This window comes from Bradyrhizobium septentrionale (assembly GCF_011516645.4).
In the GTDB taxonomy this organism is placed as follows: Bacteria; Pseudomonadota; Alphaproteobacteria; order Rhizobiales; family Xanthobacteraceae; genus Bradyrhizobium; species Bradyrhizobium septentrionale.
Map to the genome: position 1 here is coordinate 8,734,043 of NZ_CP088285.1, position 19,432 is coordinate 8,753,474.

A 19,432-nucleotide genomic window follows, 5' to 3' on the forward strand; every position below is an offset into this window, starting at 1 on the left:
CAACGGCTTACGCCGAGAACCCTGCCGTTCCCGCCGCCGACCGTGTTTTTTCGCTGCCGACCCAATATGGGAAGGCAATAAAGGAGATTCGAGGGTTAAGTCCACGGATCCCCACACTTTCTTGTGTCCGGCGCGCCTGCGGCAACCTGCCGCACGCCGCTTGGTTGGCCCGGGAGCGCCCTGCGGCGCTCCCGGATCGCGCATTACTTGAGCTCGACCTTGGCGCCAGCCTTCTCGAGCTGGGCCTTGACCTTCTCGGCCTCGTCCTTGTTGACGCCTTCCTTGACGGGCTTCGGGGCGCCTTCGACGAGGTCCTTGGCTTCCTTCAGGCCCAGGCCGGTGATGGCGCGGACTTCCTTGATGACTTCGATCTTCTTGTCGCCGGCAGCAGCCAGCACGACAGTGAACTCGGTCTTCTCTTCAGCCGGAGCAGCGGCAGCACCGCCACCGGCCGGGCCGGCCACCGCGACGGCGGCAGCGGCGGAGACGCCCCACTTTTCTTCGAGGAGCTTGGCGAGTTCGGCCGCTTCGAGCACGGTGAGGCTCGAGAGGTCGTCGACGATTTTCTGCAAGTCAGCCATTGATCTGTTTCCTTAAACGTTTGGTTCGAACCAGGTTTTGAGATTAGCGAAGGGTCAGGCCGCTTCGCTCTTTGAGGCATGAGCCTGAATGACGCGTGCGAGCTTGGCCGCGGGCGCGTTCGAGAGCTGAGCCAGCTTGGTCGCCGGCGCCACGAGGAGGCCCACGATCTTGCCGCGCAGTTCGTCAAGCGACGGCAGTGAGGCAAGCGCCTTCACGCTGTCGACATTCAGGACGGTTTTGCCCATCGAGCCGCCGAGGATGACGAACTTCTCGTTCGCCTTGGCGAATTCGACGGCAACCTTTGGCGCCGCAACCGGATCGTTCGAAGTAGCGATCACGGTCGGCCCCTTCAGCAGGGAACCGATGGCAGCGACGTCAGTGCCTTCAAGAGCAATTTTGGCGAGACGGTTCTTCGAGACCTTCACCGACGCACCCGCCTGCTTCATCTGCATGCGCAGCTTCTGCATCTGGGCCACGGTGAGGCCGGAATAGTGAGCAACGATCGCAACCGACGTGGCCTTGAAGGCCTCGTTGAGTTGTTCGACCGACTCTTTTTTTGCCGCTCGTTCCACAGCAAGCTCTTTCCGGTTGGCGGCCGTTCCGCATCGGGAGGGCCACCGGGTTGCACCCGCCGTCCCGCCCTAAACCTGATCCTTAGGGCGCAAGACCCTTCGGACATGCCGGGCAAGACGACATCTAGAAGCCTGCCCTCCCAGAGCCTTGCGGCCATGGGCTGTCGAGGTTCGAACCAAATCAGCCTCCCCGCCGCGAACATGCCGCGACCTGGAGTGCGAAATCCGGTCTTCACCCGTCTATGCAGGCTGTGCGATTAAGCCGTTGAAAACACGAAGTTCTCGCGGGCGCCTGCAGTCTCGGACAGGATCGAGGCACTTCAGCACGCTGAAGGCCCCTGCTCTCACTCCGCCAGAGGCGATGGGTTCTCCTTCCTTTCGAGCATCCTTGCGGGCATGCGGAAAGGAATGATCTCCTATCATCTCAGGTTTTCGGAATGCGAGCACGGACATGCCAGCAAGTGCCAGCACGCCCGGAAGGCGCTATGTAGCCGGTCCTGCCCTGCTTGCCAAGAGCAAATTTCAGACCAGTTCGGCGATCTGCCTGGCCCTGCGAAAAATTTCTCACAGACGACGTCACACGACGGCGGTGTGACTCGTCTGGGCGCTGGAGGCTCGCATGAAACGATGGATTGCAGGAATTCTCGCCCTTTTCAACCTCGGCAATGGGCTGGTGATGCTGTCAGCCGGTTCCGTCTGGTGGTCGCTGGTTCCCGGCGCCGCCGATACCGGCCCCTTCAACCCCCATTTGGTTCAGGACGTCGGCATCGCTTTCCTGGCAGCCGGGCTCGGTCTCGCCGCGCGCGCCTGGCGGCCGGCCTGGTGGCCCGCGGCGGTCGCGGGCGCCGCGTTCCTGGCGGGCCACGGCCTGCTGCATCTTGCGATGATCGCCGGCGGCCATGACCGCCACGCCGCGTCCGACCTGATCGCGGTGATCCTGCCCGCGACCCTCGCACTCTATTCCGCCCTGCCAAGCCCAAGAGAACAGCCAGGAGAAACACCATGCGTAGTTTCATCGCGCGCCGTATGCTGCGTGCCTATTCCAAGCGCTACGGTTACGACACCAGTTATCTCGAGATGATGCTGAAGCAGTCGCCGACGTCATTCTTCAAGTTCGCCGGCGCGATGAAGGCCGCAGCCTGCCGCGAGGTTGCGCCGGTCGAAGCCTGCTTCGCCGCCAAGCTCACCGGCGCGCTGGCCGAAGATTGCGGTCCCTGCGCGCAGCTGGTCGCCGACATGGCGATCGAGGCCGGGATGGCGGAGCAGCAGGTCGCGGCCGTGCTTAGGCGCGACGCCAGCGCGATGTCGGCGGACACCGCGCTCGGCTTCCGCTTTGCGGACGCGATCGTGCAGCGTTCCACGGAGGATGATGCCTGCCGCGAGGCGGTTCGCGCGCGCTGGGGCGAAAAAGGCGTGATCGACCTCGCCATGGCCCTGCAAATCGGCCGTATCTTCCCCATGATGAAGTTGGCGCTGGGCTATGCGAGGGAGTGTCGCCGCGTGACCGTGGCCGGCCATCAGATCGATGTCATCAAGCAGGCCGCCTGAATCCGACCCGCTCGGCCCGTATCGTGCGCGGCTGACCGGGCTCGCTTATCGCATGCTCGGCAGCCGCAGCGACGCCGACGATGTGGTGCAGGACGCTTGGCTGCGCTTCGCCGCGGCGGACGACGTTCACAATCCCGAGGCGTTCCTCGTCACGGTGGTGACCCGGCTCTGCCTCGACCGGCTGAAGAGCGCCCGCGCCCAGCGCGAGGTCTATGTCGGCGCATGGCTGCCCGAGCCGGTGTTCGACGAGAGCCTGTCGGCCGAGGCGGCCACCGAACTTGCCGACGATCTCTCCTTCGCCCTGATGCTGGCGCTCGACGCCTTGTCACCGCTCGAGCGCGCCGCGTTCCTGCTGCACGATGTGTTCGACCGGCCGTTTGCGGAAGTCGCGCGCGCGCTCGAGCGCAGCGAGGTGGCTTGCCGCCAGCTCGCGGCGCGCGCCCGGCGGACCGTGCGCGACAGCCGCCCTGCCCCGGCGGCGCCGCCCGAAGGCCACGCAAGATTGCTGACGGCATTCTGCCAGGCCGCGGCCAGCGGCGATGTCTCCGCTCTGGCCGATCTGCTGCGCGAGGATGCGATCGCGATCACCGATGGCGGCGGCCGCAAGCTGGCGGCGCTGAACCCGATCAAGGGAGCCGAGAAGATCGTCCGCTTCATCATCGGCATCGCCGGCAAGAATGCCGGCAGCGAGGTTCGCGTCGAGCCGATGATGGTCAACGGCAGCGCAGGCGCGCTGGTCCTGCTCGATGGCGAGATCGACCACACGCTCAGCCTGGCGATCGACGCCGCAACCAACCGGATCGCGGCGATCTACGTCGTCCGCAACCCCGACAAGCTGCGCCACGCCCCGCGCCGGAATTGAACGCCGGTCAGGACGCCGACGGCACCGGAAAGGCGAGCGGCTTGCCGGCGAAGAACGCCTCGAGATTGGCGAGCACGCAGTCCTGCATCGCCACATGCGATTCCAGGGTGTGGCCGCCGATATGCGGGGACAGCACGACGTTGGGCAGCGCCGTCAGTTCGTCGGGCGCGTGCGGCTCCCTGGCAAACACATCGAGGCCGGCGCCCGCGATAGACTGATCGGCAAGGGCCGTAACCAGCGCCTTCTGGTCGATGACGGAGCCGCGCGAGATATTGACCACGATCCCGCTGCTGCCGAGCCGGCGCAGGATGTCGGCATTGACGGCATGGACGGTGTCCGTACCGGCGCGCACCGCGATCATCAGCACGCTGCACCAGTCGGCAAGCGCCTCGAGGCTCGGAAAATGCTGATACGGCACGTCCTGCCGTGACCGGCTGAAATAGCCGACCTCGGTTTCGAAGGCTGCGACGCGCGCCGCGATCTTGCGGCCGATCTCGCCGAGGCCGTAGACGCCGACCTTGCGGCCGCGCATGCCGGCCTGCGGCCGCATCATCGGCGACGGCTTGGCGCCGATCCAGTCGCCGCTGCGGACGTAATTGTCGGCGACCGGCAGGCGGCGGGCCGCCGCCAGCATCAGCGTCACCGCGATGTCGGCAACGGAGGCGGCATTGGCGCCGGGGCTGTGGCCGACCGCAATTCCGCGCCTTGCGGCGGCGGCAAGATCGATCCCCTCATATCCGGTGCCGTAGCAGATGATTGCGCCGAGCTTCGGCAGCATGTCCATCGCCTCACCGCCGAGCGGGGTCCCACCCGCCGTGATCATCGCCCGGATATCGCCAAGCTCCGCCGCCGAAAACACCTCGGTCAGCCGCTTGCCCGCCGCATTCAAGAGCTCGTAGCGCTCACCGAAGCGCACCAGTTCGTTTCTGGGAAAGCGTGAATAGACCAGGACCTTATCGGGCATTGTTGTTGTTTCCTGCGAGAGGCCTCACCTGGAGTCTTTTCCGTTCCGATTGAATCGGAACGGGCTCTGGATTGTTGTTTTGACGCGTTTTCTTCACGCGAACCGGTACCCACTTCGCTCGAAAACGCTCTGGCAAAACGAAGGGGCGGAACCGGTTGCCCGATCCCGCCCCTCTTTATCTCGTCACGGCCAAAGACCTCAGCCGAGGATCGTGCCCGGCTCGACCTTCACGCCCGGGCCCATGGTGGAGGAAACCGCCACGCGCTGGATGTAGGTGCCCTTGGAACCCGCCGGCTTCGCCTTGGAGACCGCATCCGCGAGCGCCTTGACGTTCTCGACCAGCTTGTCCTCGGAGAACGAGGCCTTGCCGATGCCGGCCTGCACGATGCCGGCCTTCTCGACGCGGAACTCGACCGAGCCGCCCTTGGCGCCCTTCACGGCGTTGGTGACGTCCATGGTCACGGTGCCGATCTTCGGGTTCGGCATCATGCCGCGCGGACCGAGGACCTTACCGAGGCGGCCGACCAGCGGCATCATGTCGGGGGTGGCGATACAGCGGTCGAAATCGATCGCACCGCCCTGCACCTTCTCGACCAGGTCCTCGGCACCGACGACGTCGGCACCGGCGGCCTTGGCTTCCTCAGCCTTGGCGCCGCGCGCGAACACGCCGACGCGCAGCGTGCGGCCGGTACCGTTCGGCAGGTTGACGACGCCGCGGACCATCTGGTCGGCGTGGCGCGGGTCGACGCCGAGATTGATCGCGATCTCGATCGTCTCGTCGAATTTCGACTTGGCGCGCTCCTTGACCATCTTGATGGCATCCGCGAGCGGGTAGAGCTTCTCGCGATCGACGCCCTCGCGGGCCTTCTTCAAACGCTTTCCGATTGCCATGGCCCGTTACCCCGCAACTTCCAGACCCATCGAACGGGCAGAGCCCTCGACCATCTTCATGGCCGATTCGATGGTGTCGCAATTCAAGTCCTTCATCTTCTTCTCGGCGATCTCGCGCACCTGCGCCTTGGTCACCTTGCCGGCCTTGTCACGGCCCGGCGCCTTCGAGCCGGACTGGATCTTGGCAGCCTGCTTGAGGAAGAACGACATCGGGGGCGTCTTCATCTCGAAGGTGAACGAACGATCGGCGTAGATCGTGATCACCACCGGGATTGGGGTATTCTTCTCTTCCTTCTGGGTCTGCGCGTTGAACGCCTTGCAGAACTCCATGATGTTGAGACCGCGCTGACCAAGCGCGGGACCGATCGGGGGCGAAGGATTCGCCGCACCGGCCGGGACCTGAAGCTTCAGGTATCCGGTCACTTTCTTTGCCATTTATCACTCCTGTTGTGCCGGACGATGCCGGCGGTTTCAGGTTCCGTGGTTCGGTTGAAGGGGCTGGCGACCGCCTCCTCCCTCCCACGGCCTCTCACTTGACGAGGGGCATATACCCCACGCCGTCCGGTCAGACCACCTTTTCGACCTGACCGAATTCCAGTTCCACGGGGGTCGCGCGTCCGAAGATCGACACCGCGACCTTCACGCGCGAACGCGCCTCGTCGATTTCTTCCACCACGCCGGAGAACGAGGCGAACGGGCCGTCGGCCACGCGCACGTTCTCGCCGATTTCGAACGACACCGACGCCTTCGGACGCTCCACGCCCTCCTGCACCTGATGCAGGATCCGCATCGCCTCGGATTCCGAGATCGGCATCGGCTTGTTTTCCGCGCCGAGGAAGCCGGTCACCTTCGGGGTGTTCTTGATCAGATGGAACGCCTCGTCGGTCAGCTTCATCTTGACCAGCACATAGCCCGGGAAGAACTTGCGCTCGGCGTCGATCTTGCGGCCGCGGCGCACCTCGGTGACCTTCTCGGTCGGCACCAGCACCTGCTCGAACAGCTCTTCCAGCCCGCGCTGCTTGGCCTGCTCGCGGATCGATTCCGCCACCTTCTTCTCGAAATTCGAATAGGCGTGGACGATATACCAGCGCTTGTCCATCAATTGAGTTCCCATGCTCATCAGTGGATGCCCAGGATCAGCGTGATGAGATAGCGGATGATCTGGTCCGCGGCGAAGAAGAAGACCGAGGCCAGCGCCACCATCACGAACACCATGATGGTGGTGATGGTCGTCTCGCGACGCGTCGGCCAGGTGACCTTGGCGGTCTCCGAGCGCACTTCCTGCAGGAATTTGAACGGGCTGAAAGCCATCGTGGGATCCGCGTCCGTGACCGGACGATTGCAACGTTTCAAGGAATCCGAACAGCCGACCTTGCGGACCCAGCCCTCGTTTGAAGGTTGAGCCGATAAACGAGCTCGAATGTTCGGGGAAGTAGGCCGCGCCGGATATCCGCCATCAAAGCGGGCCGGCTGCGAGTGCCGGGTATCTACTGCGGGACCGGCCAAACGTCAAGGTCGGCGAGGTCGCGCCCCACGAGGGCCAAGCATGGGTCGAGCGGGCATTGATCCCTTTAGTTCAACAGCTTAGCCGGGGCGCCGGGGCAACTCCGGGACTTCCCGCCGGGAATTGGCGTCAAGAAGGTGCCCCTGTCGCGTGCGGTAACGCACACCGCCCCTCTTCGTCTAGGCCAGGACGGACTTCAGCGGCAGCAGCATCGATACCCGCAATCCGACCGGCTCCCACGGCTTCAGTTCGATGCTGCCACCATGGCGTTTGGCAATATCCTGGGCGATCGACAGCCCCAGCCCAAAGCCGCCGCTATCCTGCCGTGCGCTATCAGCCTTGAAGAAGGGTTCGAACACCTTGTCGCGCAGCGCCGGCGGGATGCCGGGCCCGTCGTCAACCACCTCGATCTCAATGTGGTTCGAGTCGGTGGGACGGAGCGCGACCGCGACCGTGCTGCCGTGCTTGACTGCGTTCTCCACGACATTGGTGACGGCGCGCGACAGGGCGCGGGGCCGACAGGCATAGGGAAGACGCGCAGGCCCGGCATAGGACACCGCGTGGCCCAAATCGGCGAACTCGGAACAGATGGTCTGCAGAAAGCTCGGCAGGTCGATGTGCGAGACTGCCTCCGAACGCGCATCGTCGCGAAGATACTCCAGCGTCTCGTTGATCATGCGCGTGATCTTGGCGATATCGCCCAGCATTGCCGGGCGCAGAGTATCTTCTCCGACACGCTCGGCGCGCAGCCTGAGCCGCGTCAGCGGCGTCCGCAGGTCATGACTGATTGCGGCCAGCATGCGGGTGCGATCGTCGAGCAGCGCGCGGATCCGGGTGCGCATGTCGTTCAGGGCGTCGGCGACCTGGGCGATTTCAAGCGGACCGCGCCGGCGCAGCGCCTCGGGAGCCCGCGGCGAGCGGCCGAACGAGGTTGCGGCGCTCGCGACTTCGGCCAGCGGCGCGATCACCCAGCGCACCGCATAGACCGACAGCAGCAGCATGGATATCAGCAGGATGATTGCCCCTCCGGCCGCTGGGCGGAGCAGAATGGACCAAAAGCCGCCATTGACCGCGACGTCGGCCATCAACGCGTGGCCGTCGTCGAGCTTCACGACCACCTGGGACGACGAACCTGCCGGATGGCGCAGTTCCTCCAGCAACTCAATTCCAGACTCGGCCGCCAGTTGCCGAAACGCTCGTATGGAAAACGGCCGCGTCTCTCCGGCCGTTCTCGGCACGAGTTCGCTCAATGCGACGCGCCTGACATCGAGACCGCCGCGCCTGGCCGCGGCCAGCAGTTCATCCGCGTCGGCTGGCGTCTTTGTGGAACGCAGCAGCTGCGCGACCTCCGAGACCCGCCCCGCAAGAAACTTCTGCGTGTCGTTGATCGAGGGAGAATCGAACAGAAAAATCACGGTCACCGCTGCGAGCGTGATGCCGATCAGTTCCGAGAGCGCGACGAGGCTCATGAGTTGCGCAGCGATGCTGCGCGGCAGCAGCGGCTGCGCCCATCCCATCAGATCTGCTCGACCGCAGGCGTGAAGAGGTAACCGCCGAGCCGCACCGTCCTGATCATCGTCCGGTCCTTCGGATCCGGCTCGATCTTCTGCCTGATGCGGCTGATATGGACGTCGACGCTGCGCTCGACCGATGCGATCAGGCCGCCGAAGGCCTGCTCGATCAGCTGTTCGCGCGACAGCACCTGCCCCGGATTGCGGCAGAACGCCAGCAACAGGTCGAACTCGGCCCCGGTCAGCGTGATCCGGACACCGGCGGGGTCATGCAGTTCGCGCGTGGTGGGATTGATCCGCCAACCGGCGAAGGTCAAAGGACGCGGTCGCGAGCGCGACGCAGTGCCGCTCTCGACCCGGCGCAACAGCGCGCGGATGCGGGCCACCAGCTCGCGCGAATTGAACGGCTTGGTGACATAGTCGTCGGCGCCGAGTTCGAGGCCAAGGATGCGGTCGATGTCCTCGCTCCGTGCCGTAACCATGATGATGGGAATCGAGGACGACATGCGCAGGCGTCGGCAGATGCTCAGCCCGTCCTCGCCCGGCAGCATCACGTCGAGCACGATGAGATCGAAGCTCTCGCGCTTGAGCAGCGCATCCATCTCGATGGCCGAACCGACCAGCACCACTCTGAAGCCGTTGTCCTGGAGGACTTCGGCCAGCATGCGCGCGATATCGGCGTCGTCCTCGACGCAGAGGATGCGCGCGTTGGTGACGGGGAAAGCCACGAGGTCGTATTCCAGGATTTGCATCACGGTATTTTAGAGGCGCCGGCCTCACATGCGCAGCGTGCAAATATAGCGTTTTGTTAAGCCTGCACGTCCAAATGTGGCTCAAATAGGTCGCGCGGTTTCACGGCCTACATCTGACTTAATATCTCTTAATCCCGACCCGGGCGGCCCTGTTCTATCGTGACGTGCGATCGTTCGTGGGGTGAGCGGTCGTTCGAGGGGTGACATGAGATTAGAATTTCTGCCGGGCGCTGCGGCTGCTGCGCAGGGCACGGGCCGGGCGTCGCGCGATGGCCAGCGCAATCGCTCATCCTCACTTGCCGGCGCTGCTCTTGCGATGGTGTTGTTGTCGGGCTGTGCCAGCGCGCCGATGACGCGGGGCGGATCACTAGCGTCCTACGACAATCTCACGCAATCCGACGGGCTGCTGGCGAAGTCGCTGGTTCGCGTCAACAAGGACGACGTCCTTGCCGCAAAGACCATCCATATCGTTCCTGCGACCTTCTCGCAGGGCGCGTCGCCGACGCTGTCGCAAGAGCAGAGGAAGCTGGTGGCCAATGCCATCGATCGTTCGCTCTGCGTCGGCCTGAGCGAGCGGCTTCAGGTCGTTGCGCTCGATCAGCCTGCGGATCTCACCGCATACGCGCGCGTCACGCAGGCGGCGCCGACGGACGAAGTCGCTGCGGGCGCTTCCAAGGTGGTCGGCATCCTGCCGACCGCGCTCGGCGCAGGCGTGCCCGTGCCGGTGCCGCGGTTGCCGGTCGGGCTCGGCAGCCTGACGGTCGAAGCCGAGGTGCGCGATCCGGCCAGCCGCCAGCAGGCGGCGATGATCTGGGCTCGCGGCGCAAATTCATTCACCAGTTCGCCGATGGTCTCGAGTGCCGGTGACGCCTACGAACTCGCCTCCTCGTTCAGTGACGATTTCAGCAAGCTCGTGGTCACCGGAACTACGCCGTTCGGAAAGCCACCGGACCTGCCATCGTTCGACAAGATCGGCGCGTCGTTCGGCGGCAAGCCGAAATACGCAGCCTGCGAAGCGTTCGGGCGCAATCCCGGCCTGGTCGGGATGGCCGCCGGCAAGCTCGGATTGCCGCCGGAGTGGTCGGACAAGGGAGCGCCGACAGCGGGCCAGTGATTGCGTTTGCCCGGACGCGGGCCGATGCTTCGGATCGTGCCCTGCCCGTGTCCTATCCGGCAAAGCTCTTCTGGACCGCCTGGTCGAGCGTGGCGCCGCCGAGATAGCGCTGGCGCAACTCGCGCTTGAGCAGCTTGCCGCTCGGGTTCTTCGGCAGGCTGTCGACGAAGATGACCTGCTTCGGCACCTTGAAATGGGCCATCGACGCCGCGCAATGCTTGATGACGGCGTCGGCCTCGAGGCGCGCGCCGGCCTTGACCACCACGATCGCGGTCACCGCCTCGATCCAGCGCGGATCGGGCAGCCCGACCACCGCCACCTCCGACACCGCAGGCAGCCGGTAGATCATCTCCTCGACCTCGCGGCTAGCGACGTTCTCGCCGCCGCTCTTGATCATGTCCTTCACGCGATCGACCACGGTGATGTAGCCCTCGGCATCGACAGTCGCGAGATCGCCGGAATGAAACCAGCCGCCGGCGAACGCGGCCGCGGTCTTGACCGGGTCGTTGTAGTAGCCGGACAACAGATGCGGCGAACGATGCACGATTTCGCCGACCTCCCCGACCCCGACGTCGGTCATGTCGGAATTCACCACCCACGTCTCGACATTGATCGCGGGCTTGCCGGCTGATCCGGCCTTCGGCAGCTGGTCTTCCGGCGCCAGCACGGTTGCGAGCGGTGCGATCTCGGTCTGGCCGTAGAAATTCCAGAACTTCACATCGGGCAGCCGGCGCTGCAGTTCGAGCAGCACCTCGACCGGCATGATCGAGGCGCCGTAATAGCCCTTGCGCAGGGTCGACAGATCGGTGCGATCGAACGAAGGCGAGCGCAGCATCGCGATCCAGATCGTCGGCGGCGCGAAGAACGCGTTGATGCTGTGGGCTGCGATCAGCGCCAGCACATTGTCAGGCACCGGCTTGCCGGTAATGAGACTGGTGGCGCCGAGATAGATCGCGGGGCCCAGGAAGACGTCGAGCTGTGCGCAGTGATAGAGCGGCAGCGCGTGCAGCACGGTGTCGTCGGTCGTCATGCCGCCGTCGATGATGCAGCTGACATACTGCCACATCACGGCTTCATGGGTGAGGATCGCGCCCTTCGGCAACGACTCGGTGCCGCTGGTGTAGATGATCTGTGCTGGATCGCGGCTGTCGACCGAGACATCAGGTGCGGATGCGTCGCTGTGCAGCAGGTTGTCGAAGGTCGTGATGCCCTCTGGCGCGGTGGCCGGGTCCTCGCCCGGCAGCCAGATCAGGGTTTCGACCGCCGAGCCCTTGGCGGCCGCGGCGTGCGCGGTCTCCACGAAATCCGGGCCGACCGCGAGCAGTTTTGCGCCGGAATTGGCGAGGATGAAATTGATCTCGTCCGGATTGAGCATGAAGTTGATCGGCACCAGGATCGCACCGATCCGCGCCACCGCGAAGCGCAGCGCGGCGAAGCCATGGGAGTTGCGCGACAGCACCGCGAGCCGGTCGCCCTTCGCGACGCCAAGCGCGAGCAATCCGCGCCCGAGCCGGTTGCAGATCGCGTCCATCTCCGCAAAGGTCCAGCTCACCGCGCCGCAGATCAGCGCGGTCTTGTTGGGGTAGCGCTTGGCCGACCGGCGCAGCAGGTCGCCGATGCTGTGCTCGCGGGCGCGTTGAATGGTTGCTGCGATATCTCCGCTCATTTGTCCCTCCCGAATGTGCTTGTTGTCGTTGTCTTGTCTTCGTCGCGCCGCCCGCTACTGCCGGGCGGCGTAAGCGTGTTCCATGTAGGTGTGCTCGACCGAGCGATCGAGCGAGGCGATCTTCTCGAAGCCGCGTCGCCAGTCCTGCAAATGCCGCCGCGTCCACAGCACGCCGGCCTCCTTGTCGCGCCGCTTGATCGCATCAAGGATATGGCGATGCGCCTCGATGAGGCGCGTGCCGCCCTCCGGCACGCCGCCGACGATCATCTCGGTGGTCGGAAAGAACAGCTGCGCGGCGGGCTCTCGCGCGAGCTGCAGCACGCGGTTCTGCGAGGCCTTGGCCATCAGCACGTGGAATTCCGCATCGAGTTCGGCAAGATCAGCCGGACTGCCGACCACCGCCGCGCTGCGCTCGAGATTGCCGGCAAGCTCGGCGATGTTCTCCTCGGTCGCGCGCTCCACCGCGCCCTCGACGCTCGCGACCTCCAGCGTCATCGAGGTCTCGAACAATTCGCGGAACGTCACCTCGTGCAGGATCAGCGCGCGCGACAGCCGGGTGGCGAGCTTGTTGTAGCGCGGCAGGCAGGCCTGCAAGCGGCGGCTGGAATCGCGGCGGATCAGACCGCCCTCCTCGAGCACGCGAATGCCTTCGCGCACCGTCGAGCGGTTGACACCGAACTGCGCGACGAGCTGCTGCTCGGTGCCGATCGGCTCGCCCGGCTTGATCCGGCCGTTGATGATTTCGCGTTCGATCGCGTCCGCGACCTTCTGGTAGGCCGGCGCGACATCGATGCGCCGGAACAGCGGCGTGGCGGGCATCTTCAGTTCCCCCGGGCTTCCGATTGTTGTTTGTCGGACAAATGATAAGGCGAAGGCCCCTGGAGCGTCAAATAGGCTGCCTACAGCCTGAATGTCGCACCCTGCCGGCAAGAATTGACAGCGGAACCGGGCAAATCTAGCTTTGTCGGACAAACTAATAAGAACATCAAGCCGATAAGAAAATCTGGGAGGTCCATCATCATGAAATCCATCGTCACGAGTCTGTCCGCCGCCGGCCTGATCGCAGCAGCGCTGGCGGGTCCGGCGCTCGCGCAACAGGCGCCGCTCAAGATCGGCGTGCTCACGGATTTCCAGTCGGTCTATTCGGACATCGGCGGCGCCGGGAATGTCGAGGCCACCAAGATGGCGATCGAGGAGTTCGGCGGCTCGATGTTCGGCAAGCCGATCGAGCTCGTCACCGCCGACGCGCTCAACAAGGCCGACGTCGCCGCCACCATCACCCGCAAATGGTACGAGGCCGAGAATGTCGACATGATCATCGACATGCCGACTTCGGCGACCGCGCTCGCCGGCATGGAGATGTCCCGGCAGTTCGAGAAGATCATGATCGTGACGGACGCGGCGAGCTCCGACATCACCGGCAAATCCTGCTCGCCCTACACGCTGCACTGGACCTACGACACCTACGCCAACGCCCACACCGTCGGCAGCGCGATCGTGAAGAATGGCGGCGACAGCTGGTTCTTCATCACCGCCGACTATCTGTTCGGCCATTCGATCGAGCGCGACACCGGCGACGTGGTCCGCGCCGCCGGCGGCAAGGTGATCGGCAGCGCGCGGCATCCGCTCAACACGCCGGATTTCTCGTCCTTCCTGCTGCAGGCCCAGGCCTCGAAGGCCAAGATCATCGGCATGGCCAATGGCGGCGCCGACACCATCAACACCATCAAGCAGGCCTCCGAGTTCGGCATCGTCGCGGGCGGGCAGAACCTCGCTGGTATCGTGATGTTCATTTCCGACATCCACAGCCTCGGGCTGAAGCTCGCGCAGGGCCTGATCATCACCGAGGCCTACTACTGGGATCTCAACGACCGCACCCGCGCCTTCGGCAAGCGCTTCTTCGAGCGCATGAAGCGGATGCCGACCATGAACCAGGCCGCGACCTACAGCGCCACCCTGCACTACCTCAACGCGGTGAAGGCCGCCGGCACCAAGGAGACCAAGCCGGTGCTGGTCAAGATGCGCGAGACCCCGGTCCGCGACGCCTTCACCGACAACGGCGTGGTGCGCGAGGACGGCCGCATGGTGCACTCGATGTTCCTGTTCGAGGTCAAGAAGCCTGAGGAATCGAAGGCGCCGTGGGATTACTACAAGGTGCTCGCCGAGGTGCCCGGCGACCAGGCGTTCCGGCCGTTGAAGGACGGCGGCTGCCCGCTCATCAAGTGAGTGAAGACAATCATAGCCGGGGTCCAGGACCTCGGCCAACACCTTCAAATGATTGGGTAAAAGCTGGCAGGAGTGGCAGGGCTCGAACCTGCGACCCCCGGTTTTGGAGACCGGTGCTCTACCAATTGAGCTACACTCCTGCAGGGAACCCGCGTCGCCGCCGGTTCGCGCCGTTTCAAGCACAGGGCATGGCCGGTTTGCAAGGGCGAAGCGGTGAAGCTTCTGTTCATTGCAAAACTTCTGCGCCAGACTTCGGCGATCACCCCGCGTCGGCGCTCCGCCGCAAGAATCAAGAACCAGGGAGAGACCATGAACGTCCAGACCGCCACCAAGCACGCCGCCAGCCAAACCACCCCGTCCCTCCCCCTCGCCAAGCCCGAATCGATTGGGCTGTCGAGCACGCGGCTGCAGGCGCTGTCCGACACCTTCAAGCGCGAGGTCGACAAGGGAACCGCACCCGGCTTCACGGTGCTGGTGGCGCGGCGCGGCCAGATCGGCTGGTTCGACGCGATCGGCCGGCAGAGCCCGGCGGCCTCGGCGCCGATGACGCATGACACGATCTTCCGCATCTTCTCGATGACCAAGCCGATCGTCTCCATCGGCATCATGATGCTGCTGGAGGACGGCCACTTCCTGCTCAACGACCCCGTCGCGAAATTCATCCCCGAATTCGCCGAGACCAAGGTCGGCGTCGAGCACAACGGCAAGCTCGAGCTGGTACCCGCGCAGCGACAGATGACGATCCAGGACCTGCTGCGCCACACCTCGGGCTTGACGTACGACCACACCGGCAACGGGCCGGTGCAGCAGCTCTACCAGCAGTCGCGGCTGCGCAGCCGCAAGATCACCAATGCCGAGCACGCCACCATGCTCGCCGGCATGCCGCTGGTCTGCCAGCCCGGCGCCGAGTGGAACTACAGCCGCTCCACCGACATCCTCGGCCGCATCATCGAGGTCGTCAGCGGCAAGACGCTCGGCGCGTTCCTCACCGAACGCATCCTCAGCCCCCTGCAGATGACCGAGACCGCCTTCCACACCCCGGAAGCCAATGCCGGCCGGCTCGCCGAGGCGTTTGCCAACGATCCCTGGACCAATGAGAAGGTGCAGCTGTTCAACATGCTGGAGAAGCCGGCGATGGAATCCGGCGGCGGCGGACTGGTGTCGACCACGATGGACTATGCCCGCTTCGCGCAGATGCTGCTCAATGGCGGCTCGCTCGACGGCACCAGAATCATCGGCCGCAAGACGCTCGAATTCATGGCGTCCGATCACCTCGGCGCCGGCGTCAAGATCCAGGGCACGCTGGTATCGCCCGGCCACAGTTTTGGCCTCGGCTTTGCCGTGCGGATGCAGCAGGGCATCGCGCCGTTCTCCGGCTCGGTCGGCCAGTTCTTCTGGAGCGGCATGGCCGGCACCTTCTTCTGGATCGATCCGCGCGAAGACCTGATCGCGGTCTTCATGATGCAGGGCCCGGGCCAGCGCGAATACACCCGCTCGCTGGTGCGCAACGGCGTGTATGCGGCGGTGGAGTGAGGCCGGCACTCCCCGCTCCGCATCCAACACTGTCATGCCCCGCGCAGGCGGGGCATCCAGTACGCCGCGGCAGTCGTGAAGGATCGCGCTGCCGGCGTTTACTGGATCACCCGCTTTTGCGGGTGATGACGAGTTGAGTGTGTGGCGCGCTGTGCGCACCAAAGCGCGCGTCAGCTGATCGTCGCGCCGCCGTCGATCACCACGGTCTGGCCGGTCATGAAGTCGCCGGCCCGCGAGCCCATGAACACCGCGGCGCCCGCGATCTCGTCCGGCACGCCGATCCGCAGCAGCGGCGAGCGCGCGGTCGAAGCCTTCAGATTGTCCGGATTGTCCCACAGCGCCTTGGCGAAGTCGGTCTTGATCAGGCCCGGCGCGATGCAGTTCACGCGGATATTGTGCTTGCCGTATTCGCAGGCAAGGTTGCGCGCGAGCTGCATGTCGGCGGCCTTGGAGATCGCGTAGGCGCCGAGAATGGTCGAGCCCTTCAACCCGCCGATCGAGGACACGATGATGATGGAGCCGTCCTTGCGCTCGATCATCTGCGGCACCACCATCGAGATCAGCCAGTTGTTGGCGACGATGTTGTTGTCGAGGATCTTGCGGAACTGATCGTCGGAGATGCCGGCGAGCGGACCGTAGTAGGGATTCGATGCCGCGTTGCAGACCAGCACATCGATCTTGCCGAAGGCCTGGTTGCTCTCGTCGACCAGGTTCTGCAGATTTTCCTTCGACGAGATGTTGGCCGCGACCGCAACCGCGGTGCCCTTGCCGTAAGCGTCATTGATCTCCTTCGCCACCTGTTCGCAGACATCGGCCTTACGCGAGGAGATCACGACCTTGGCGCCATGCTCGGCCATGCGCTCGGCGATCGCGCGCCCGATGCCGCGCGTCGAGCCGGTGATGACGGCGACTTTTCCCTTCATGTCGAACAAGGTCATGTTTCTCTCCCACGATGTTGAAGTCTGAGTGTTTGAATTGCGTTGAGCTTAGGCAGCGTTGTCGTGTTGCGATAGCAGCAATCACGCAAGCTTGCTCGCCGGCCTGACTTCCGGTCCGGACGGCTGATGCATCGCGGCGTGGCGCGGATCAGCGATCCAGGGCTGCTGGTTCACCATCGGCAACCGCCAGGTCGACAGGCCGGTGCCTGCGATGTGATCGAGCCGCGTCACCGAGACATTGTCGATGTCGAAGGACAGGCCCCTGTCCGGCTGGCCGCCGAGCGCGAGACCGACCGCGGCCCGGATCACGCCGCCATGGCCGACCGCGATGATGTTCTTACCCGGCGCCGCAGCCGTGATCCGCACGATCGTGCGGCAGACCCGCGTGTAGAGATCCATGAAGCTCTCGCCGCCGGGTGCGGGCTCGTTGACGTCGGCAAACCAACTTCTGCCGGGGGGCTGGCTCGCGAGCAGCGCGGCGCGGTTCATGCCCTGCCACCGGCCGAGATGCTGCTCGGCAAAGTCGCGTTCCTGCGTCATGCTTTCAGGCTTCGGAAAACCTGCGGCCCAGATCGCTTCCGCGGTCTTGTGCGTGCGCTTCAGATTGCTCGAATACCACACTGCATCGCGCGGCAGCATCTTGGCGACCGCCTCGAACACTTCGGTGTCGCCGGTGTCGCAGTCGATGTCCTCCTGCCCGTAGATGTTGCCGCCGTCGCTGCGCACCGGCGCGTGGCGAACCCACCACCACCGCGTCACCGTCACGTTAGGCTTGTCTGGATTGGACATCGGATGAGCCCTTCAATAGTGTCCCCCGTCGCTGTACGCCGCACATCGTCTCAAGTGCTTCGGACGTTTGAAATTTTGTTTGAATTCCGTCGCGCGGCAGACGCGCCACGGACCATGTGAACAGGGAGAAACTCATGGGCCGACTCGAAGGCAAATCCGTCATCATCACCGGCGCTGGAAGCGGTATCGGCCGTGCGGCCTCGTTGCTGTTCACCAAAGAAGGCGCCAAGCTGATTGCGGTCGATCGCACCGATGGCGTCAACGAGACCGCCAAGCTGGTGCGCGACGCCGGCGGCACCGTCGAAGCCGTCACCGCCGATGCCGGCTCGGAGAGCGACGTGAAGGCCTTCATCGACAAGGCCGTCGCGAAATACGGCAAGCTCGATGCGATCTGGGCCAATGCCGGCGTCAGCGGCGGGCTGGTGCCGCTCGCCGACCAGACCGTCGAGCACTGGCAGGAAGTGCTGCGCGTCAATCTGATCGGCCCGTTCCTCGCGATCAAGCATTCGATTCCATACATGACCAAGCAGGGTTCCGGCTCGATCGTCTGCACCGCCTCCGTCGCGGGCCTGAAGTCCGGCGCGAGCGGACATCCCTACGGCGCGAGCAAGGCCGGCGTCATCAGCCTGGTGCAGACCACCGCCTACTCGCTCTCCGGCACCGGCGTGCGCATCAATGCGGTGTGCCCGGGCCTGATCGAAACCGGCATGACGAAACCGGTGTTCGATCGCGCCAAGGAACGCGGCACCCAGGACAAGATCGGCCAGCTCAATCCGCTGAAGCGCCCCGGCCAGCCGCACGAGCTCGCCGCGATGGGATTGTTTTTGGCGAGCGATGAGGCGTCCTACGTCAACGGCCAGGCCATCCCGGTCGACGGCGGCCTCACCGCGTCGATGCCGTATACGGGCAAGCCGATTTAGCAAGGGTAATCTCCGTTCGCGGCGCAAGTGAATTCCCGCGATGGTTCCACACTCACAACTGTCGTCCCTTGCGAAGGCCGGGACGACACCTTGGAGGGTCTCGCGCGGTGTCATCACCCGCGCATGCGGGTGATCCAGTATTCCAGAGACGCCAGTGCTTGAGCCGAGAGGCCGCGGCGTACTGGATCGCCCGGTCGAGCCGGGCGATGACAGCTGTGAATGAGAATGCAGCTTCGCGTTCGTCGCACGACTTTCTCCGCACACTCCAGCGTCGTCCCGGCCTAGTGCGCAATTGCGCACGGGGGCCGGGACCCATACGCCGCGGCGGATGTTGTGTAGGGACTCGTCATTCCAGGGTCACGCAACAATTCGCATTTGTGGTTATGGGTCCCGGCCTTCGCCGGGACGACACCGAAGGTGTGGCGCGGCCTCTGAGTCAAACATCCGCATTCTCGCGACGTGAATCGTCCGAGCTTTGCTGTTCGTTTCGCCCTCTCTTGAACAGAGGGCGCAGGGAAAGCCGGGTGCCGATCGCACCCATGGGCCCCGAGCAAAGGGTAGAAAGCTCGGGGGTAGGACCACAGGTGTAACCGGAAACACTCCGGCTTTCCCTGCGCGATGGGTTACGGCTTATACGTGCTCTCCCCGGCGAGACTGGGCTTGCTTGTCACCGTCTTCGCAAGACGCATTCGCGTCTTGCGACGAGACACCTACCACTAGGGCGTCAGGCCTGCACGATTTCGCCGTCCGCCTTGCATGCTTTCGTCTCTCGCACGCTCGGCGTCCACCGCATCTCACACCGCGTTCGTGACGATCGCGATCCGCCCCTCGATCGGGTGAGACAGGCAAACCATACATTGAGTTGCCATTACGATAAACCGAAATATTTTTGCCATACAGGATTGACAGGTTTTGCTGAGTTGCCCGTCGTGTCGAATGGGCAACACCGGTCGGCGCAACCGTGCGCCGCAGGATGGGTAGAGCCACCGGGTCCGCGTAAAGCGCGGCCCGATGGCTCTACCATCCTACGCGCTGGATCATCGTCATCTCCTCGTCGTTC

Annotated in this window: 20 protein-coding genes and 1 tRNA gene; 7 read left to right on the plus strand and 14 right to left on the minus strand. The window is 64.5% G+C overall.

Annotation, left to right across the window (positions count from 1 at the left end):
- Positions 1-203: 203 nt before the first annotated feature.
- Together rplL and rplJ are read right to left on the minus strand one after the other, a co-directional pair.
- Positions 204-581, minus strand: coding sequence for a 50S ribosomal protein L7/L12 (rplL, locus tag HAP48_RS43990; RefSeq protein WP_029081779.1), 378 nt, complete (start codon positions 579-581; stop codon positions 204-206).
- Between the two features lie 54 nt (positions 582-635).
- Entirely contained in the window at positions 636-1,154 is a 519-nt protein-coding gene (gene rplJ, locus HAP48_RS43995; protein WP_166205947.1) for a 50S ribosomal protein L10, read from the minus strand.
- A gap of 619 nt (positions 1,155-1,773) precedes the next feature.
- Between rplJ and HAP48_RS44000 the strand changes: the two genes are divergently transcribed.
- Genes HAP48_RS44000 through sigJ form a run of 3 tightly spaced genes read left to right on the plus strand, consistent with a single transcriptional unit; the run spans position 1,774 to position 3,564 of the window.
- Positions 1,774-2,235 carry a hypothetical protein gene (locus tag HAP48_RS44000; protein ID WP_166205950.1) on the plus strand — a complete coding sequence of 154 codons (462 nt, stop codon included), beginning with the start codon at positions 1,774-1,776 and terminating at the stop codon, positions 2,233-2,235.
- Positions 2,157-2,702 (plus strand): hypothetical protein, encoded by a 546-nt coding sequence (locus tag HAP48_RS44005; protein WP_166205953.1) that lies wholly within the window; start codon positions 2,157-2,159, stop codon positions 2,700-2,702. The genes HAP48_RS44000 and HAP48_RS44005 overlap by 79 nt, the downstream gene beginning before the upstream one ends.
- On the plus strand, positions 2,680-3,564 hold the full coding sequence (sigJ, locus tag HAP48_RS44010; RefSeq protein ID WP_166205956.1) for an RNA polymerase sigma factor SigJ: 885 nt from the start codon (positions 2,680-2,682) through the stop codon (positions 3,562-3,564). The genes HAP48_RS44005 and sigJ overlap by 23 nt, the downstream gene beginning before the upstream one ends.
- Before the next feature lie 7 nt (positions 3,565-3,571).
- Here sigJ and HAP48_RS44015 read toward each other — a convergent pair whose 3' ends face one another.
- The 7 genes from HAP48_RS44015 to HAP48_RS44045 form a co-directional block, all read right to left on the minus strand.
- Positions 3,572-4,528, minus strand: coding sequence for a 2-hydroxyacid dehydrogenase (locus HAP48_RS44015; protein WP_166205959.1), 957 nt, complete (start codon positions 4,526-4,528; stop codon positions 3,572-3,574).
- 198 nt (positions 4,529-4,726) lie between these two features.
- The gene (rplA, locus tag HAP48_RS44020; RefSeq protein WP_029081784.1) at positions 4,727-5,419 is read right to left on the minus strand and encodes a 50S ribosomal protein L1; all 693 of its coding nucleotides are present in this window, start codon (positions 5,417-5,419) and stop codon (positions 4,727-4,729) included.
- Between the two features lie 6 nt (positions 5,420-5,425).
- Positions 5,426-5,854, minus strand: a complete 429-nt coding sequence (gene rplK / locus HAP48_RS44025; protein ID WP_008136439.1) for a 50S ribosomal protein L11 — start codon at positions 5,852-5,854, stop codon at positions 5,426-5,428.
- 130 nt (positions 5,855-5,984) lie between these two features.
- Complete coding sequence (nusG, locus tag HAP48_RS44030) at positions 5,985-6,518, minus strand: transcription termination/antitermination protein NusG (RefSeq protein ID WP_044538613.1); 534 nt, start codon at positions 6,516-6,518, stop codon at positions 5,985-5,987.
- Positions 6,519-6,538: 20 nt separating this feature from the next.
- On the minus strand, positions 6,539-6,730 hold the full coding sequence (gene secE / locus HAP48_RS44035; protein WP_028335448.1) for a preprotein translocase subunit SecE: 192 nt from the start codon (positions 6,728-6,730) through the stop codon (positions 6,539-6,541).
- 372 nt (positions 6,731-7,102) lie between these two features.
- The gene (locus HAP48_RS44040) at positions 7,103-8,440 is read right to left on the minus strand and encodes an ATP-binding protein (RefSeq protein ID WP_166205962.1); all 1,338 of its coding nucleotides are present in this window, start codon (positions 8,438-8,440) and stop codon (positions 7,103-7,105) included.
- Entirely contained in the window at positions 8,440-9,186 is a 747-nt protein-coding gene (locus tag HAP48_RS44045; protein ID WP_166205965.1) for a response regulator, read from the minus strand. Before HAP48_RS44045 ends, HAP48_RS44040 begins: the two co-directional genes overlap by 1 nt.
- A 205-nt stretch (positions 9,187-9,391) precedes the next feature.
- Between HAP48_RS44045 and HAP48_RS44050 the strand changes: the two genes are divergently transcribed.
- Positions 9,392-10,300, plus strand: a complete 909-nt coding sequence (locus tag HAP48_RS44050; RefSeq protein WP_166205968.1) for a DUF3313 domain-containing protein — start codon at positions 9,392-9,394, stop codon at positions 10,298-10,300.
- 52 nt (positions 10,301-10,352) lie between these two features.
- Here HAP48_RS44050 and HAP48_RS44055 read toward each other — a convergent pair whose 3' ends face one another.
- A complete protein-coding gene (locus HAP48_RS44055; RefSeq protein ID WP_166205971.1) occupies positions 10,353-11,966 on the minus strand; it encodes an acyl-CoA synthetase in 1,614 nt (537 codons plus the stop codon).
- Positions 11,967-12,020: 54 nt separating this feature from the next.
- On the minus strand, positions 12,021-12,785 hold the full coding sequence (locus HAP48_RS44060; protein WP_166205974.1) for a FadR/GntR family transcriptional regulator: 765 nt from the start codon (positions 12,783-12,785) through the stop codon (positions 12,021-12,023).
- Between the two features lie 201 nt (positions 12,786-12,986).
- On the opposite strand from HAP48_RS44060, the gene HAP48_RS44065 reads away from it, so the two are divergent.
- Positions 12,987-14,192, plus strand: a complete 1,206-nt coding sequence (locus tag HAP48_RS44065) for an ABC transporter substrate-binding protein (RefSeq protein WP_166205978.1) — start codon at positions 12,987-12,989, stop codon at positions 14,190-14,192.
- 64 nt (positions 14,193-14,256) lie between these two features.
- Here HAP48_RS44065 and HAP48_RS44070 read toward each other — a convergent pair.
- Positions 14,257-14,332: transfer RNA gene (locus HAP48_RS44070), tRNA-Trp, on the minus strand.
- A gap of 169 nt (positions 14,333-14,501) precedes the next feature.
- Here HAP48_RS44070 and HAP48_RS44075 point away from each other — a divergent pair.
- Positions 14,502-15,725 (plus strand): serine hydrolase domain-containing protein, encoded by a 1,224-nt coding sequence (locus tag HAP48_RS44075; RefSeq protein ID WP_166205981.1) that lies wholly within the window; start codon positions 14,502-14,504, stop codon positions 15,723-15,725.
- 170 nt (positions 15,726-15,895) lie between these two features.
- On the opposite strand, the gene HAP48_RS44080 is transcribed toward HAP48_RS44075, so the two are convergent.
- Both HAP48_RS44080 and HAP48_RS44085 read right to left on the minus strand, forming a co-directional pair.
- Positions 15,896-16,663 (minus strand): SDR family NAD(P)-dependent oxidoreductase, encoded by a 768-nt coding sequence (locus HAP48_RS44080; protein WP_166205984.1) that lies wholly within the window; start codon positions 16,661-16,663, stop codon positions 15,896-15,898.
- A gap of 81 nt (positions 16,664-16,744) precedes the next feature.
- Positions 16,745-17,452 (minus strand): histidine phosphatase family protein, encoded by a 708-nt coding sequence (locus HAP48_RS44085; RefSeq protein WP_166205987.1) that lies wholly within the window; start codon positions 17,450-17,452, stop codon positions 16,745-16,747.
- A gap of 134 nt (positions 17,453-17,586) precedes the next feature.
- On the opposite strand from HAP48_RS44085, the gene HAP48_RS44090 reads away from it, so the two are divergent.
- Positions 17,587-18,372: an SDR family NAD(P)-dependent oxidoreductase gene (locus tag HAP48_RS44090; RefSeq protein WP_166205990.1), complete on the plus strand. Its 786-nt coding sequence runs from the start codon at positions 17,587-17,589 to the stop codon at positions 18,370-18,372.
- The last annotated feature ends 1,060 nt before the right edge of the window (positions 18,373-19,432 follow it).

Excerpts from the sequence above, each read along its gene's own strand:
- rplL (WP_029081779.1), bottom strand. The coding sequence starts at position 581 with ATGGCTGACTTGCAGAAAATCGTCGACGACCTCTCGAGCCTCACCGTG.
- HAP48_RS44000 (WP_166205950.1), top strand. The coding sequence starts at position 1,774 with ATGAAACGATGGATTGCAGGAATTCTCGCCCTTTTCAACCTCGGCAAT.
- HAP48_RS44005 (WP_166205953.1), top strand. The coding sequence starts at position 2,157 with ATGCGTAGTTTCATCGCGCGCCGTATGCTGCGTGCCTATTCCAAGCGC.
- sigJ (WP_166205956.1), top strand. The coding sequence starts at position 2,680 with ATGTCATCAAGCAGGCCGCCTGAATCCGACCCGCTCGGCCCGTATCGT.
- HAP48_RS44015 (WP_166205959.1), bottom strand. The coding sequence starts at position 4,528 with ATGCCCGATAAGGTCCTGGTCTATTCACGCTTTCCCAGAAACGAACTG.
- rplA (WP_029081784.1), bottom strand. The coding sequence starts at position 5,419 with ATGGCAATCGGAAAGCGTTTGAAGAAGGCCCGCGAGGGCGTCGATCGC.
- rplK (WP_008136439.1), bottom strand. The coding sequence starts at position 5,854 with ATGGCAAAGAAAGTGACCGGATACCTGAAGCTTCAGGTCCCGGCCGGT.
- nusG (WP_044538613.1), bottom strand. The coding sequence starts at position 6,518 with ATGGACAAGCGCTGGTATATCGTCCACGCCTATTCGAATTTCGAGAAG.
- secE (WP_028335448.1), bottom strand. The coding sequence starts at position 6,730 with ATGGCTTTCAGCCCGTTCAAATTCCTGCAGGAAGTGCGCTCGGAGACC.
- HAP48_RS44040 (WP_166205962.1), bottom strand. The coding sequence starts at position 8,440 with ATGGGATGGGCGCAGCCGCTGCTGCCGCGCAGCATCGCTGCGCAACTC.
- HAP48_RS44045 (WP_166205965.1), bottom strand. The coding sequence starts at position 9,186 with ATGCAAATCCTGGAATACGACCTCGTGGCTTTCCCCGTCACCAACGCG.
- HAP48_RS44050 (WP_166205968.1), top strand. The coding sequence starts at position 9,392 with ATGAGATTAGAATTTCTGCCGGGCGCTGCGGCTGCTGCGCAGGGCACG.
- HAP48_RS44055 (WP_166205971.1), bottom strand. The coding sequence starts at position 11,966 with ATGAGCGGAGATATCGCAGCAACCATTCAACGCGCCCGCGAGCACAGC.
- HAP48_RS44060 (WP_166205974.1), bottom strand. The coding sequence starts at position 12,785 with ATGCCCGCCACGCCGCTGTTCCGGCGCATCGATGTCGCGCCGGCCTAC.
- HAP48_RS44065 (WP_166205978.1), top strand. The coding sequence starts at position 12,987 with ATGAAATCCATCGTCACGAGTCTGTCCGCCGCCGGCCTGATCGCAGCA.
- HAP48_RS44075 (WP_166205981.1), top strand. The coding sequence starts at position 14,502 with ATGAACGTCCAGACCGCCACCAAGCACGCCGCCAGCCAAACCACCCCG.
- HAP48_RS44080 (WP_166205984.1), bottom strand. The coding sequence starts at position 16,663 with ATGACCTTGTTCGACATGAAGGGAAAAGTCGCCGTCATCACCGGCTCG.
- HAP48_RS44085 (WP_166205987.1), bottom strand. The coding sequence starts at position 17,452 with ATGTCCAATCCAGACAAGCCTAACGTGACGGTGACGCGGTGGTGGTGG.
- HAP48_RS44090 (WP_166205990.1), top strand. The coding sequence starts at position 17,587 with ATGGGCCGACTCGAAGGCAAATCCGTCATCATCACCGGCGCTGGAAGC.